This is a genomic window from Streptomyces sp. NBC_00466, from assembly GCF_041433995.1.
Lineage (GTDB): Bacteria > Actinomycetota > Actinomycetes > Streptomycetales > Streptomycetaceae > Streptomyces.
The window spans coordinates 2133669-2147896 of the sequence record NZ_CP107896.1 but is presented as its reverse complement, the minus strand read 5'-3'; the positions used below and the strand labels follow the sequence as shown (position 1 = coordinate 2147896).

The following is a 14228-nucleotide window of genomic DNA, read 5'->3' as shown; positions in this document are numbered from 1 at the left end:
ACTCGCATCCGACCGCGATCCGACCGGTGATCCGACTGGGATCCGAGCGGGATCCGACTGGGATCCGACTGGGGGTGGCTCATGGCACGCAGGCCGGTGGCCTTGGTGGCCGCGATCGTCCTCTTCGTCGAGGCGTTCGGGATCGCCTTCGTGAACCTGATACTCGGCAAGGTCGCCGACAACCAGAACATGTCCATGGCGGGCCTGAAGCCGAGCGCGATAAGCACCGGCTCCTGGGTGGCCGGGGGCGTCTTCGGCGCCTATCTGCTGCTCTGCGCGTTCTTCCCGCTGCGCGCCGGGATCACGGACCGCGCGCCCGGCCGCTTCGGCCGGATCCTGCTGATCACCTGCGCCGTGGTGCACGGCGTCCTGGGCGCGCTCACCTGGGGCCTGGTCGGCTGGCCGGCCTTCGTCGTGATGGTCGTGGTGCTCGGGCTGATCGTCCTGACCCTGGTGGCGTACGACGGGGACCGCCCGGAGCCGGAAGCGGCCGGGGGCGAGCCCGAAGCGGCCGGCGGCGCCCCGGCGGCTGTCTGACACGGTCCAGGGCCCTAGGGTCGGCGGGGTGAAGATCCCCCGCCTGCTCGACGGCCGGCTGAAGTTCCGTCATCTGGTCCTCGTCGACGCGCTCTCCCGCCGGGGCAGTGTGGTCGGCGCCGCCGCCGAACTGCATGTGACACAGCCCGCGGCGACCCGCAGTCTGCACGAGCTGGAGGACATCCTCGGCGTGCCGCTCTTCGAGCGCGGCCCCCGCGGTGTCACCGCGACCGTCTTCGGCGAGGCTTTCACCGCCCATGCCCGCACCGTGCTGGCCGAGCTGACGCAGGCGGGCCGCCATGTGGTGGAGCTGGCCGACGCCGACCGCGGCACGGTGATCGTCGGCACCCACCTCGCCGGGTCGAACGTGCTGCTGCCGCGCGCCATCGCCGCGGTCAAGAAGGAGCGCCCCTACCTCACCGTGGTCGTCAGGGAGGCGTCACCCGAGGCCCTGCTCCTCGAACTGGAGGCAGGGCGCGTCGACTTCATCGTGGGGCGGCTGACCGTACCGTCCGACGAGCGCACCGTCCGCCGCAAGCTGTACGACGAGTCGGTCGAGCTGGTCGTCAGGGCCTCGCACGCGCTCGCCGGGCAGCCCGCGGTGGATCTCGCGGAGCTGGCGCACTACCCGTGGATCCTGCCGGGCGCCGAGACCGCGCTCCGCCGGGAGATGGAGGAGTTCTTCGCCCGGCACGGAATCGCCCTGCCGATGAACCGGGTGGAGACCACCTCGTTCCTGACGGTGCGCCAACTCCTGCTGGAGACCGATGTGGTGGCGGCGCTGCCGAGCCTGATCACCCGCGACGACCCCAGGATCGTCCGCCTCGGCATCCCGCTGGAGCCCATCGGGCACAGCGTCGGACTGACCCTGCCCGCCGCCAGTACGCCGAGCCCCTCCGCACGGGCGCTGATCACGGGCCTGGAGGAGGTCGCCGCCGGTATGGTCCCGCAGGGCGCCGGTGACGACAGCTCCGGCTGAGCCGGGTCCGGCGCTCAGCGGGCCGCTCCCAGGAAGCGCTCCGCGTTGCCGTGGCTGATCAGCGCGCGGTCCGCCCCGGTGAGGAAGCCGCTCTTGCGGACGACGTCGCCGACGGGGCGTTCGCCCAGCGGGTACGGGTAGTCGCTGCCCACCATCACCCGGTCGGCGCCGACCGTGTCGACCAGCAGCCGCAGCGCGCGGTCGTCGAAGACCACCGAGTCCACGTAGAACCGGCCGAGGTAGTGCGACGGCGGGAACTGCGAGGTGCCGATGACGTCGTGGCGGCCGTGCCACGCGTTCTCCATCCGGCCCAGCCAGAACGCGAACGACCCGCCGCCGTGCGCGAAGCAGATCTTCAGCCGGTCGTCGATCCGGTCGAAGACCCCGCCCAGGATCAGCGCGAGGATCGACAGATGGGTCTCCGCGGGCATCGCGGTGAGCCACTGCGCCATCCAGCGGTCGAGCCGGGGCGAGCTGGCCATGTCCCAGGGGTGCACGAAGACCGGCACATCCAGCGATGCGCAGTGCTGGAGGAAGGTCACGACCCCTTCGCTGTCCAGGTCGAGATCCCCGACATGGTTGCCGATCTCCACCCCCCGGTGGCCGTTGGCGACGCTGCGCTCCACCTCGCGGCAGGCCGCGTCGGTGTCCTGCAGCGGCACCTGGCAGAACGGGATCAGCCGGTCCGGTGCCGGGGCGACGATCTCCAGGGCCAGATCGTTGAAGATCCGCGCGATCCTGGCGGCCTCGGCGCCGCTGCGGCCGTACTGGAAGAACGCCGGGGTGGGGGAGACCACTTGGGTCCGTACGCCGTCCGCGTCCATGTCGCGCAGCCGGGTCTCCGCGTCCCAGCAGTCCCGCTGGATCCGGCGGAACTCCCGGGTGCCCATCATGATCATGGCCTCGGCCTCGGACTCGATCCGCAGCCACGGCGCGTCAGGACCGGCGTCGGCTGTCAGGTCAGGCCAGCCGCGCGGCACGTAGTGGGTGTGGATGTCGATCGTACGGTCCACGGTCAGCCCTTCCCGGGGTGGAGGGCGCCGCACTGCGGGCAGTTCCGGGCCTCCTCGTTGTCGTAGAACTCGGCGAACACCGGCGGCAGATCGGCGACGATGTCCCGGACCTGGAGTTCGGTCTCGTGGACGAGGGCCGCGCAGTCAAGGCAGTACCACTGGAACCGCTCCACGGTCCCCTCCTCTCGTACCCGCTCGATGACCAGACCGATCGAGCCCGCGTCGGGCCGCTGCGGGGAGTGCGGGAGGCTGCCGGGCAGCAGCCAGGCCTCGCCCTCCTTGATGTGCACGGTCCGCGGGCCCTCCTCGGTCATGACGTTGACGTGCATATCCCCCTTGACCTGGTAGAACCACTCCTCGTACGGGTCGAGGTGGTAGTCGGTCCGCTCGTTGGGGCCACCGACGATCTGGACGATGAAGTCCTCGCCGAGCGACATGGTCCTGTTGTTCACCGGGGGCTTGAGCAGGTGCTCGTGCTCGGTGATCCAGCCCTGGAAATCGATGACCGGGGGGATGGCGGTCATGAGGGCACCTCCGTGCTGTGTGAATCCGTACTGTGTGAATCTGTGGTGCCGGGCAGATGGGCGACGGCCTGGATCTCTATCAGCAGATGCGGGTGCGGCAGCTGGTGCACCGCCACTGTGGTCCTGGTCGGGCCCTGCTCGTCGAAGTACTCGCCGTAGACCTCGTTGTAGCCGCCGAAGTCGTTCATGGAGACCAGATACGTGGTGAGCTGGGCGACGTCCGCGAGCTCCGCGCCCACCTCGGCGAGGATTGCCCGGATGTTCTCGATCACGGCGCGGGTCTGCGCCCTGATGTCCAGCCGGGTGGTGCCCAGTTCGTCGGCCTCGGCGCCCACGAAGGTGTTGTCCGGCCTGCGCGAGCTGGTGCCCGAGACGTAGACGGCATCGCCGACGACCTTCACGTGCGGGAACCTGCCGCGCGGGGTGGCCCGGCCGCTGATCACCTGTGCGCCGCTCATCGGGCGGCCCCCTTCGGCGACCCGGACTTCGGCGACCCGGGATTCCGCGACACGGACTTCAGCGAGACCGAGCCCAGCCCGGCCACGTCGCACGTGGTCACGCCCGCCGCCAGCGGGACCGCCGCCGTCGCCGCGCCCGCGAGCACGACATGCCCGGCCCGCAGCGGGATGCTCCGGCGGCGGCACATGTCGAGCAGCGCGTGCAGCGCGTGCACCGGATCGCCGAGGATGGCGGCCGTCGAACCGGTCACCTCGGCCGTGCCGGTACGCAGCCGGACCGCGCGGTTGGCCGCTTCGCCGACCGGGCGCCAGGGGCCGATCACATAGCCGGCCGCCGACGTGTTGTCCGCGACGACATCGCCGTAGGTGAAGCGGAAGTCCCGGTACCGGGAGTCGATGATCTCGATCGCCGGGGCCATCGCGTCCACACACGACTCGATGTCCGTCAGCGGGTCGGCCAGGTCGACATCGCGGCAGAGCCGGTACGCGACCTCGGGCTCGGCCTTCGGGTGGATGAAGCGGTCCAGCGCCACGTCGTCGCCGTCAGCGATCCGCATCGCGTCGGTCAGCCGGCCGACGATCACGTCCGACACGCCCATCTGGGCCATCTTGGCCTTGCTGGTGAAGCCCAGCTTCACCCCGGTGATGTGCTCGCCGCGCGCCTGCCTGCGGGCCAGCAGCGCCGCCTGGACCGCGTACGCGTCGTCGATGCCGAAGGTGTGGGTGTCGGCGAGGCTCGGGGTGTCGGTCCGGGACGTCTGCGCCGCGTCGAGCCGCGCCGCCAGCTCGTCCACGGTGGCCGTGGCGAGGGGCCCGGGGCCGGTGGCGGGCGTGGCGGGCGTGGTGGCCGTGGTGGTCTCTTCCGCGGTCACTGGCCGCTCCCGTCCGTCAGGGACCCGCGCCGCGCGGCCAGGTCCAGTGCGATGTCCACGATCAGGTCCTCCTGGCCGCCGACCAGCTGCCGGCGGCCGGCCTCCAGGAGGATCTGCCGGGTGTCGAGCCCGTACCGCCCGGCGGCGCGCTCGGCGTGCAGCAGGAAGCTGGAGTAGACGCCCGCGTACCCGAGGGTCAGGGTCTCCCGGTCGACCTGCACCGGGCGGCTGCGCATCGGCCGGACGATGTCGTCGGCCGCGTCCTGCAGCGCGAACAGGTCGCAGCCGTGCTCCCAGCCCATCAGGTCCGCGACCGCGACGAGCGACTCCGCCGGGCAGTTGCCCGCCCCCGCGCCCTGGCCCGCCAGCGCCACATCGACCCGGCGTGCGCCGTGCTCCACCGCTGTGACGCTGTTGGCGACGGAGAGCGAGAGGTTCTCGTGGGCGTGGATGCCGATCTCGGTGGACGCGTCGAGCACCTCGCGGTACGCGTCGACCCGGTCGGCGACGTCCCGCATCGTCAGCCGGCCGCCGGAGTCCGTCACGTACACGCAGTGCGCGCCGTACGACTCCATCAGCGCGGCCTGTTCGGCCAGGCCGCCGGGGGAGTTGAGGTGGCTCATCATCAGGAAGCCCGAGACGTCCATCCCGTGCTCGCGCGCCCAGGCGATGTGCTGGGCGGCGACATCGGCCTCCGTGCAGTGGGTGGCGACGCGCACGCTCCGTACGCCCAGCGCGTGCGCCCGGCGCAGATGCTCGATGGTGCCGATGCCGGGCAGCAGCAGGGTGGTGAGCTTCGCGTGGACCAGTACATCGGCGGCGGCCTCGATCCACTCCTCGTCGGTGTGCGCGCCGAAGCCGTAGGTGGCGCTCGACCCGCCGAGCCCGTCGCCGTGCGCGACCTCGATGGCGGCGACCCCGGCCCGGTCCAGCGCGCCGACGATCCGGCGCACCTGGTCGACGGTGTACATGTGCCCCATCGAGTGCATGCCGTCGCGGAGGGTCACATCCTGTACGTAGAGCTTCATGCGGTCACCCATCCTCGGAGTGCGGCGATCTTCTCGGCCGTGCGGACCGCGGCGGAGGTCATGATGTCGAGGTTGCCTGCGTAGTCGGGCAGGTAGTGGCCCGCGCCGACGACCTCCAGGAAAACCGAGACCCGCACCCCGGTGACCCGCCGGCCGAGCGCCGGGACCAGGACGTCGGTGATGTCCTCGAACTGCACGTCCTGCTTGAGCCGGTAGCCGGGTACGTACGCGCGTACCGCGTCGGCCATCTCCCGTACGGAGGCGGCGATCCGCTCCCGTACGCCGGCCGGCACGGTCCCCTCGACCAGGCAGTGCACCGTGTCGCGCATGGCGAGCGGCGGCTCGGCGGGGTTGAGCACGATGATCGCCTTGCCCACCGCGGCGCCGCCGACCACCCGGATGGCCTCGCTGGTGGTCTCGGTGAACTCGTCGATGTTGGCGCGGGTGCCGGGTCCCGCCGAGCGGGACGCGATGGAGGCGACGATCTCGCCGTACGCGACCGGGGCGATCCGGGAGACCGCGGCGACGACCGGGATGGTCGCCTGGCCGCCGCAGGTCACCATGTTGACGTCAGGCGCTTCCAGGTGCTCGTCGAGATTGACCGATGGCACGACGAAGGGGCCGAGCGCAGCCGGGGTCAGATCGACCATCAACTTCCCGTGGGCACGGGCGAGTTCGGCGTTACGGACGTGGGCGCCCGCCGATGTGGCGTCGAAGATGACCTTGATGTCGGCGAACTCCGCCATCTCCACCAGACCCTCGACGCCCCGGTGGGTGGTGGCGACCTTGAGCCGTGCGGCGCGCGCGAGGCCGTCCGACGCCGGGTCGATGCCCGCCATCGCGCCCATGCGCAGCGTCTTCGACAGCCGCAGGACCTTGATCATGAGATCGGTCCCGATGTTGCCGGAGCCGATGACGGCGACCGGGACGGAGCCGGCTGCCCCGCCGGATGCTGACGGGTTCACAGGGTCCTTCACTGGTTCCTTCACTGGGTCTTCTCCTCGCCGGCGGTCTCCGCCGCCCCCTCGATGACGGCCTCGACCTCGCCGAGGCCGTCCAGTGCGAGCCGGAACCGGCCGGGCCCGGTGACCGGCACCATCGGCCCGAGCGCGCCGGACATGATCACGTCGCCCTCGCGCAACGGCCGCCCCCGCTCGATGAGTTCGCGCGCCAGCCAGGCCACCGCCACGACCGGTGAGCCGAGGCAGGCGTGACCGGCCCCGAACGCGACCGGCTCGCCGTCCCGCTGGAGCGTCATCCCGACCCGGGCGAGGTCGAGGCCGGTCAGTGAGTACGGGGTGGTGCCGAGGACGACCGCGCCGCTGGACGCGTTGTCCGCCACGGTGTCGGTGATGGACAGGTCCCAGCCGGCGATACGGGAGTCCACGATCTCGATGGCGGGGAGCACGAACTCGGTCGCCCGCAGGACGTCCGCGACGCCCGCGCCCGGCCGGTCGATGTCCCGGCCGAGCACGAAGGCGATCTCGCCCTCGGCGCGCGGCTGGAGGAACCGGCCGAGCGGCAGCGGCTCGGTGTGGGCGTACACCATGTCGTCGAAGAGCACCCCGAAGTCCGGCTGGAAGACGCCGAACTGCTGCTGTACGACGGGGGCGGTGAGCCCGATCTTGGCGCCGGTGACCCGTGCGCCGGCGGCGCTCCTGGCCTCGGCGAGCTGCCGCTGCACCTCGTAGGCGGCGTCCAGATCCGTGCTGCCGATGAATTCCCTGACGGGTGCGCACGGGGTACGGGTGGCCGCGGCTCCGGTGAGCCGCGCGACCGCGGAGCCGATCCGCGCGGAGGGCGCCGCGGCGGAGGCTTCCGAGGGGATTCCTGCGGGGGTTCCCGAGGGGGCGGGGTGATCGTTCACAGTTGCACGCACACATTCGTCGGCTCGGTGTAGAAGTGCATCGAGGACGCGCCGCCCTCCCGGCCGATGCCGGAGAGCCCCGTACCCCCGAAGGGGGAGCGCAGGTCGCGCAGGAACCAGGTGTTGACCCAGGCCATGCCAGTGTCCATCGCCTGGGCCACCCGGTGCCCGCGGCGCAGGTCATTGGTCCAGACGGAGGCCGCGAGGCCGTACTCGGTGTCGTTGGCGAGCGCGACGGCCTCCTCCTCGGTGTCGAAGGGGATCAGCGCGGCCACCGGGCCGAAGATCTCCTCGCGTACGGGGCGGTCCGCGTTGGTCAGCCCGGTCCAGAGGGTCGGCTCGATCCACGAACCGCCCGCCAGCTCCTGGCCCAGCTCCGGCACGCCGCCACCGGTGAGCACCTTCGCCCCGGCCTGCTCGGCCAGGTCGAAGTAGCCCAGCACCTTGGCGCGGTGGGCCTGCGAGATCAGCGGTCCTGTGGTGGTCCGCTCGTCGGCCGGTGAGCCGAGGCGCAGGGCGCGCGCCCGTTCGGCCAGTCCGTCCGCGATGTCCGCGAACACGGAGCGCTGCACGTACACCCGCTCGGTGCAGAGGCAGACCTGACCGGTGTTGGTGAAGACGGATCTGGTCAGTCCGTCGAGCGCCTCGTCGATATCGACGTCGTCGAAGACGATGGCGGCGTTCTTGCCGCCCAGCTCGAAGGAGACCGGGCGGACGCGCGGCGCGACGGTTTTCATGACGTGCGAGCCGGTGGCGGACGAGCCGGTGAAGGTCACCCCGTCGATCCCCGGATGCGAGGTCAGATACGCGCCCGCGGAGTCGCCGCCGAAGCCGTGGACCACGCTGTACACCCCGGCGGGCAGGCCGGCTTCGGCCAGTACCCCGGCCAGCAGGGCAGCGGTGGCGGGTGTCTCCTCGCTGGGCTTGACGACCACCGCGTTGCCGCAGGCGAGCGCCGGGGCGACCTTCCAGGTCAGCAGCAGGAGCGGCAGGTTCCACGGCACGATGACCGCGACGACCCCAAGTGGCTTGCGTACGGCGTAGTTGAGAGCCTGACGGCCACCGGGGAGGTCGGTGAGGAACGACTCCTGTCCGGCCGCCGCGACCACGTCCGCGAAGGCGCGGAAGTTGGCGATGGCCCGCGGGACGTCGAGCGTCCGCGCCTGGGCCACCGGTTTGCCGGTGTCGGCGACCTCGGCCGCCACGAACTCGTCGAAGCGCGCCTCGATCCGGTCGGCGGCCCGCCGCAGCAGAGCGGTCCGCTCCGCGACGGGCGTGCTCGCCCAGCCGTCGTGCAGGGCCCGCCTGGCCCCCCGTACGGCCCGGTCGACCAGCGATCTGTCCGCCTCGTGCACCCGGGCGAACACCAGGCCGGTGGCCGGGTCCACCGCGTCGAAGCCCCGGACTGCGCTCTCGGCGTCCGTCGGGTCCACGAACCGTCCGTCTATGAAGTTGCGGATCCACCGCCCTGCATCTGCCGTCATGCGTCCCACTGTGATCCGCCGAGCCATGCCGGACAAATGCACTTCCTGTGGCTTGCCATAACTGAATGGGCATATCTGATTCCTGGCCGGAAGGGGCCTGGAGGGGCCAGGAGGGGAGCTCTCCGCTATACCGAAACAGCTATGGAGGGGTCCGGAATCGGTATTTGTGTGTCATGGCACACGGCGCCACGATCCACGGAACAAGCGAGAGGTCACCCCGTGAACCAATCCCCCGTGAACCAGTCACCTGTGAACCAGTCACCTGTGAACCAGTCACCTGCGGACCAGCCACCTGTGAAGCAGTCCTCCGTGGACCGGCCACACTCCGTGGAGAGCCCGGACGGCGCCCCCGCGTCCACCCCCACCACACAGGCCACCCCCGCCACCCCCGCCAGGACCGCTGTCGCGACGCTCGCCGGCACGACCCTGGAGTGGTACGACTTCTTCCTCTACGGCACGGCCGCCGCGCTGATCTTCAACAAGCAGTTCTTCCCGTCCCTCAGCCCCGCGGCCGGCACCCTCGCCGCCTTCAGCACCCTCGCCGTCGGCTTCGTCGCGCGACCGCTCGGCGGCCTGGTCTTCGGCCACTTCGGCGACCGGATCGGGCGCAAGGCGACCCTCGTGGTCTCCCTGGTCCTGATGGGGACCGGCTCCACCCTCATCGGTCTCATCCCGAGCTATGCCTCGATCGGCTTCTGGTCGCCGGTGCTGCTCGTCACCCTGCGCATCATCCAGGGCATCGGGCTGGGCGGTGAGGGCGCGGGCGCCACCCTGATGTCGATGGAGCACGCGCCGGGGGCCAGGCGGAACCTCTACGCGGGCTTCCCGCAGATGGGGACCCCGGCCGGCCTGGTCCTGGCGAACGTCGTCTTCCTGGCCGCCAACTCGCTGCTCGGCGACCACGCGTTCACCTCGTGGGGCTGGCGGGTGCCGTTCCTGCTGAGCTTCGTCCTGGTCGCGGTGGGCCTGGTGATCAGGCTCCGGGTCACCGAATCCCCGTCCTTCCACCGGGTGCTCGCCGAGGGCGAGGTGGTCAGGTTCCCGCTGGCGGAGTCCCTGAAGGCCGGTTTCCCCCGGCTGGTGCTGACGCTGCTCGCCGTGGTCGCCAACTCGGCCGTCGCGTACGTGTTCATGGTGTTCACGCTCTCGTACGGCAGCGAACACCTGCACTACGACAAGCAGTTCCTGATCCTGAGCGTGACCGCGGCGGCCGTGCTCTGGTTCGCGGCGATACCGGTGTGGACGACGTACGCGGACCGGCACGGCCGGCGCACGATGTTCATCGCGGGCTCCGCCGCCATCCTGGTCTGGTGCGTGGTCTTCTTCCCGCTGCTGAACACCGGCAACTCCGTGCTCGCCGTGGTCGCGCTGGTGGGGATGGGGCTCATCATCCCGGTGACCCACTGCGTGCAGGGCGCCATCATCGCGGACACCTTCCCGGCCCGGGTCAGATACTCGGGGTCCTCGGTGATCCTGCAGAGCGGTGCCATCCTGGGCGGCGGTCTGGCCCCCGTGATCGCCACCGCGCTGCTGAACGCCGGCGGGACGTCCACCGGTGTGACCTGGTATCTCGCGGTGATCTGCGCGGTCAGCCTGGGCGGGGCGGTCGCGCTGTTCCGGCTGGTGCCGGAGGGCGCCGACGCGGACACGGTGCACCCGGCGGACACTGTTGCCGCGGACTCCCTCACCGGCTGACCGCCGGTGACCGACACAGGAGGTACGAGATGACGGGCTCGGGCGCAGGGCTGACCGGGGCTGTACCGACCGGGGCCGGGCCGGCCGGCTCCGGGGCGGCCGGCTCCGGGCTGATCCGGACCGGTCCCATCCGCTATGCGACGGCGGAGCGCTTCGGGCGGCCGCGTGCCGTGGCGGCGGATGACACCCGCCCGTCCAGTGGTGAGATCTGCCCGCAGCCGCCGTCCCGGCTGGACGCGGTGATGGGCCCGCCCCACGACAGCCGCCCCCAGGGCGAGGACTGCCTGAATCTGACGGTCACCACCCCGGCCAGGGACGGCGGGGCGCGCCCGGTGATGGTCTGGTTCCACGGCGGCGGGTTCAGCAGCGGCGCCGGGCTCATGGACTGGTACGACGGCGGCGCGCTCGCCACCCAGGGCGATGTGGTGGTCGTCGGCGTCAACTACCGTGTCGGCGCGCTCGGTTACCTCTGTCTCGACGGCGTCAGCGAGGGGAACCTCGGCCTGTACGACCAGCTCGAAGCGCTCCGCTGGGTGCGGGAGCACATCGCGGAGTACGGGGGCGACCCCGGCAGCGTCACCGTCTTCGGCCAGTCGGCGGGCGGGATCTCGATCCGGCTGCTCATGGAGATGGACGAGGCCCGCGGGCTCTTCCGCCGGGCGATCCTGCAGAGCGCCCCGCTGGCGCTCACCGAGCGGTCCCGCGACGACGCGGCCGAGCTCGGCCGGGTCTTCGCGGATCACCTCGCGGCGCGGGGCGAGTCCCCTGCGACAGCGGGCCATCCGGCGCTCCTGGAAGCGCAGCGGGAGACCGCGGTGGCCCATCTGCTCAGGTCGGGCAGCGCGATGGAGCCTCCCTTCAGCCCGGTCGACGGTGTGCTGGCCCCGGACGGTGCGGCCTTCGCGGAGCACGTAAGCGGTCTGGACGTCCTGTACGGCTGGAACGCCGACGACATGACCGCCTTCCCCGGCGTGGAGGGCGATCCGGCAGAGCTCACCGAGCAGATGTACGCCGCTCCGCTCGCGGAGCTGGGCGGCCGGCTCGTACGGGCCGGCGCCCGTGTGTACTCCTACCGCCTCGACTGGCGCCCGGCGGACTCGGCCTTCGGCGCGACGCACTGCGTCGAACTGCCGCTGCTGCTGGGCGGCGAGGAGGCCTGGCAGGGCGCCCCGATGCTGGGCAGCACGCCCTGGGAGGAGGCCGACGCGCTCGGCGCCGCGATGCGCGCCACCTGGCTCGGCTTCGTACGGACCGGAGTTCCCGGCGCGGCGCCCGGACCGCTGCACTGCTCCGAGGGGCCGGTACCGGGCCGTTAGCAGCCGCCGCTCAGACCCCCGCCGCTCAGACCCAGAGGTCCGTCAGGGATACGTCAAGGCCGGCCAGCAGCTTGCGCAGCAGCGGCAGTGAGAGGCCGATGACATTGCCGTGGTCGCCCTCGATGGAGTCGATGAACGGCGCCGAGCGGCCGTCGAGGGTGAAGGCCCCCGCGACATGGAGCGGTTCGCCGCTAGCCACGTACGCGGCGACCTCGGCGTCCGTCGGCTCGCCGAAGCGGACCGTGGTGGAGGCGGTGGCCGACGCGCTGCGGCCGGTCGCGGTGTCGATCACGCAGTGGCCGGTCTGCAGGACGCCCGCCCGGCCGCGCATCGACATCCAGCGCGCGGTGGCCTCTTCGGCGTGGGCGGGCTTGCCGAGCGCCTCGCCGTCCAGCTCCAGCACGGAGTCGCAGCCGATGACGAGGGCTCCGGCCGCGGCGTCGCGGGCGGCGACGGACCGGGCCTTGGCCTCGGCCAGTACCAGAGCGAGCTCGGCCGGGGTGGGTGCGCTGATCGCGTCCTCGTCCACGCCGCTGACGATCACCTCGGGGTCGAGACCGGCGTTGCGGAGCAGTCCGAGACGGGCGGGCGATGCGGAACCGAGAACGAGCCGGCGCTGAGCAGTCATGGGCCCATCGTATGGCCCCGTATGACCCGTACGGCCGCGCCCGGAGCAGCCGGACGGCCCGGTACGGGTGGCGGTTCAGCGCAGGCTCAGGACCGCCATCACGAGAATCATCGCCGCGGCGAGCACGAGACCGGCACGGCGCAGCATCGCCTGTGCGTCTCGCAGCTCCTTGGGCGGTTTGTTCTCCGGGTCGGACCACAGCATGCACTCGATGGTGCGGCCGGGAAGGGGTCCGGCGCCTGAGTACGGGTACTCAACCCGGCCGGGCGTATCCGGGTCTCCGACGGTATGTGACGATCCGTCAGTTGGCTGAAAGCCTTGTTGCTGCGCCGTGTTGTTGCCACGGTATAAAAATGGAATGAACTTTCCGAAAATGAGCCGGCGTAGCGTTCTCGCAGGTCTGGGCAGTGTTCCGCTGGCGGCAGCCGCCGGGTTACCGGCCGCCGCCCGCGAACGGCCGGGCGGCCACAGTGAGAACCCGGGGGAGCGGCGGACCACCGTGCTGCGCGGCGCCGACCTCGTCCTCACCATGGACCCCGCCGTCGGCGAGGGCGTGCTCGGCACGATGGAGGGCGGCACCGACGTCCTGCTGCGGGACGGGAGGATCGCCGCTGTCGGCAAGAAGCTCGATGTGCCGCACGGCGCGCGGGTGGTGGACGCCACCGGCAGGCTGGTCCTGCCGGGCTTCGTCGACATCCACAACCACCTCTGGCAGTCGAGCATCCGCGGCGGCTGCTCCGACCAGAACGTGACCGGCTGGCTGGGCGCGTGCAACCGGGCCGTCCTGCCGAAGATCGACGCCCAGGACATGTACGGCTTCGTCCACCTCGCCGCCCTCGACGCCCTGCAGGCCGGCGTCACCACCGTCGTGGACTGGGTGCACCCCATTCCGTACGACACCAGTGAGCGTTATGTCCGGGCGCTGCACGACTCGGGGCTGCGGTTCGTCTACGCGATGACGCAGAGCGGCGCCGACCGCCATCTGATCCCGGAGGTCAAGAAGGACTTCCTGGACCCGCTGCCGCTGGCCTCCGCCCAGGTGGCGGTGCATGCGAGCATGTCCGGGATCAAGGACCTGCGGCTGCTGCACGAGGTCTCACGCGATCTCGGACTGATGATCAACTCCCATGTGCTGGAGGCCGCGACCGACCGCGAGGACGAGCAGATCCGTGCCCTGCGCGAGGTCGGCGCCTTCGGCCCCGAGCTGCTGATGAACCACGCGATCCACCTCACCGACGACGAGATCGCGCTGACCGGTGACCACGACGTACGGGTGGCGCACTGCCCGCTCAGCAATATGCGGCTGGCCTCCGGCATCATGCCGCTGCCCGCGATGCACCGGCGCGGCGTACAGGCCGGGCTCGGCCACGACGGCGGCACCAACGACACGTCCGACATGTTCAACGTGATGAAAGCGGCCGTCGGGCTCCAGCGGGCGCTGCACCAGGACCCCGGGATCCATCCGACCATCCCGGCCGTGCTGCGGCTGGCGACGATGGGCGGCGCGGAGTGCATCGGGATGGCGGACCAGGTCGGGTCGCTGACGCCGGGCAAACGCGCCGATGTCCTCGTCCTGGACCCCGGCACCCTCAACTTCGCCCCGCGCTTCGACTGGACCAGCCAGATCGTGCTCAACGGCCAGCCGCCGAACGTCAGCGAGGTCTTCGTGGACGGCTATCTGCGCAAGTCGGGCGGCCGGCTGGTGAACGTGGACACCGAGCGGGTGGTCCGCGCCGCGGAGCGGGCGGCGGCGCACGTACGCGCCGCCTGACCCGCGGGGCTCTTACCGCGGAGGCTCACCGGCGGCCCGCCGGTGAGTCTCCGTGC

General features: G+C 71.4%; 15 protein-coding genes. 5 read left to right on the top strand and 10 right to left on the bottom strand.

The window, feature by feature from the left end; all coding sequences use genetic code 11:
• Positions 1–81 precede the first annotated feature (81 nt).
• On the top strand, positions 82–537 hold the full coding sequence (locus tag OG210_RS09355) for a hypothetical protein (protein ID WP_328330587.1): 456 nt from the start codon (positions 82–84) through the stop codon (positions 535–537).
• A gap of 28 nt (positions 538–565) precedes the next feature.
• Positions 566–1516, top strand: coding sequence for a LysR substrate-binding domain-containing protein (locus OG210_RS09350; RefSeq protein WP_328330588.1), 951 nt, complete (start codon positions 566–568; stop codon positions 1514–1516).
• A 14-nt stretch (positions 1517–1530) separates the two neighbouring features.
• Here the strand turns inward: OG210_RS09350 and OG210_RS09345 are convergent, their stop codons facing one another.
• From OG210_RS09345 to OG210_RS09310, 8 genes are all read right to left on the bottom strand, one after another.
• A complete protein-coding gene (locus OG210_RS09345; RefSeq protein WP_328330590.1) occupies positions 1531–2529 on the bottom strand; it encodes an amidohydrolase family protein in 999 nt (332 codons plus the stop codon).
• Positions 2530–2531: 2 nt separating this feature from the next.
• Complete coding sequence (locus tag OG210_RS09340; protein WP_371535737.1) at positions 2532–3053, bottom strand: 3-hydroxyanthranilate 3,4-dioxygenase; 522 nt, start codon at positions 3051–3053, stop codon at positions 2532–2534.
• Positions 3050–3511, bottom strand: coding sequence for a RidA family protein (locus OG210_RS09335; protein WP_328330594.1), 462 nt, complete (start codon positions 3509–3511; stop codon positions 3050–3052). The genes OG210_RS09340 and OG210_RS09335 overlap by 4 nt, the downstream gene beginning before the upstream one ends.
• Entirely contained in the window at positions 3508–4305 is a 798-nt protein-coding gene (locus tag OG210_RS09330; RefSeq protein ID WP_371540229.1) for a 2-keto-4-pentenoate hydratase, read from the bottom strand. Before OG210_RS09330 ends, OG210_RS09335 begins: the two co-directional genes overlap by 4 nt.
• Positions 4306–4379: 74 nt before the next feature.
• The gene (gene dmpG / locus OG210_RS09325) at positions 4380–5411 is read right to left on the bottom strand and encodes a 4-hydroxy-2-oxovalerate aldolase (RefSeq protein ID WP_328330596.1); all 1032 of its coding nucleotides are present in this window, start codon (positions 5409–5411) and stop codon (positions 4380–4382) included.
• A complete protein-coding gene (locus OG210_RS09320) occupies positions 5408–6295 on the bottom strand; it encodes an acetaldehyde dehydrogenase (acetylating) (RefSeq protein ID WP_371540228.1) in 888 nt (295 codons plus the stop codon). Before OG210_RS09320 ends, dmpG begins: the two co-directional genes overlap by 4 nt.
• 101 nt (positions 6296–6396) lie before the next feature.
• Positions 6397–7239 carry a 2-keto-4-pentenoate hydratase gene (locus tag OG210_RS09315; protein ID WP_371540225.1) on the bottom strand — a complete coding sequence of 281 codons (843 nt, stop codon included), beginning with the start codon at positions 7237–7239 and terminating at the stop codon, positions 6397–6399.
• A 35-nt stretch (positions 7240–7274) separates the two neighbouring features.
• On the bottom strand, positions 7275–8762 hold the full coding sequence (locus OG210_RS09310; protein WP_371535734.1) for a 2-hydroxymuconic semialdehyde dehydrogenase: 1488 nt from the start codon (positions 8760–8762) through the stop codon (positions 7275–7277).
• Between the two features lie 327 nt (positions 8763–9089).
• On the opposite strand from OG210_RS09310, the gene OG210_RS09305 reads away from it, so the two are divergent.
• Both OG210_RS09305 and OG210_RS09300 read left to right on the top strand, forming a co-directional pair.
• A complete protein-coding gene (locus OG210_RS09305) occupies positions 9090–10457 on the top strand; it encodes an MFS transporter (protein WP_371540223.1) in 1368 nt (455 codons plus the stop codon).
• 29 nt (positions 10458–10486) lie between these two features.
• Positions 10487–11773 (top strand): carboxylesterase family protein, encoded by a 1287-nt coding sequence (locus tag OG210_RS09300; protein WP_328330602.1) that lies wholly within the window; start codon positions 10487–10489, stop codon positions 11771–11773.
• A gap of 25 nt (positions 11774–11798) precedes the next feature.
• Here the strand turns inward: OG210_RS09300 and OG210_RS09295 are convergent, their stop codons facing one another.
• Positions 11799–12401: a nucleoside triphosphate pyrophosphatase gene (locus OG210_RS09295; protein ID WP_328330604.1), complete on the bottom strand. Its 603-nt coding sequence runs from the start codon at positions 12399–12401 to the stop codon at positions 11799–11801.
• Between the two features lie 75 nt (positions 12402–12476).
• Entirely contained in the window at positions 12477–12605 is a 129-nt protein-coding gene (mmpB, locus tag OG210_RS09290; protein ID WP_328330606.1) for a morphogenic membrane protein MmpB, read from the bottom strand.
• A 169-nt stretch (positions 12606–12774) separates the two neighbouring features.
• Between mmpB and OG210_RS09285 the strand changes: the two genes are divergently transcribed.
• On the top strand, positions 12775–14172 hold the full coding sequence (locus OG210_RS09285) for an amidohydrolase family protein (RefSeq protein WP_328330609.1): 1398 nt from the start codon (positions 12775–12777) through the stop codon (positions 14170–14172).
• The last annotated feature ends 56 nt before the right edge of the window (positions 14173–14228 follow it).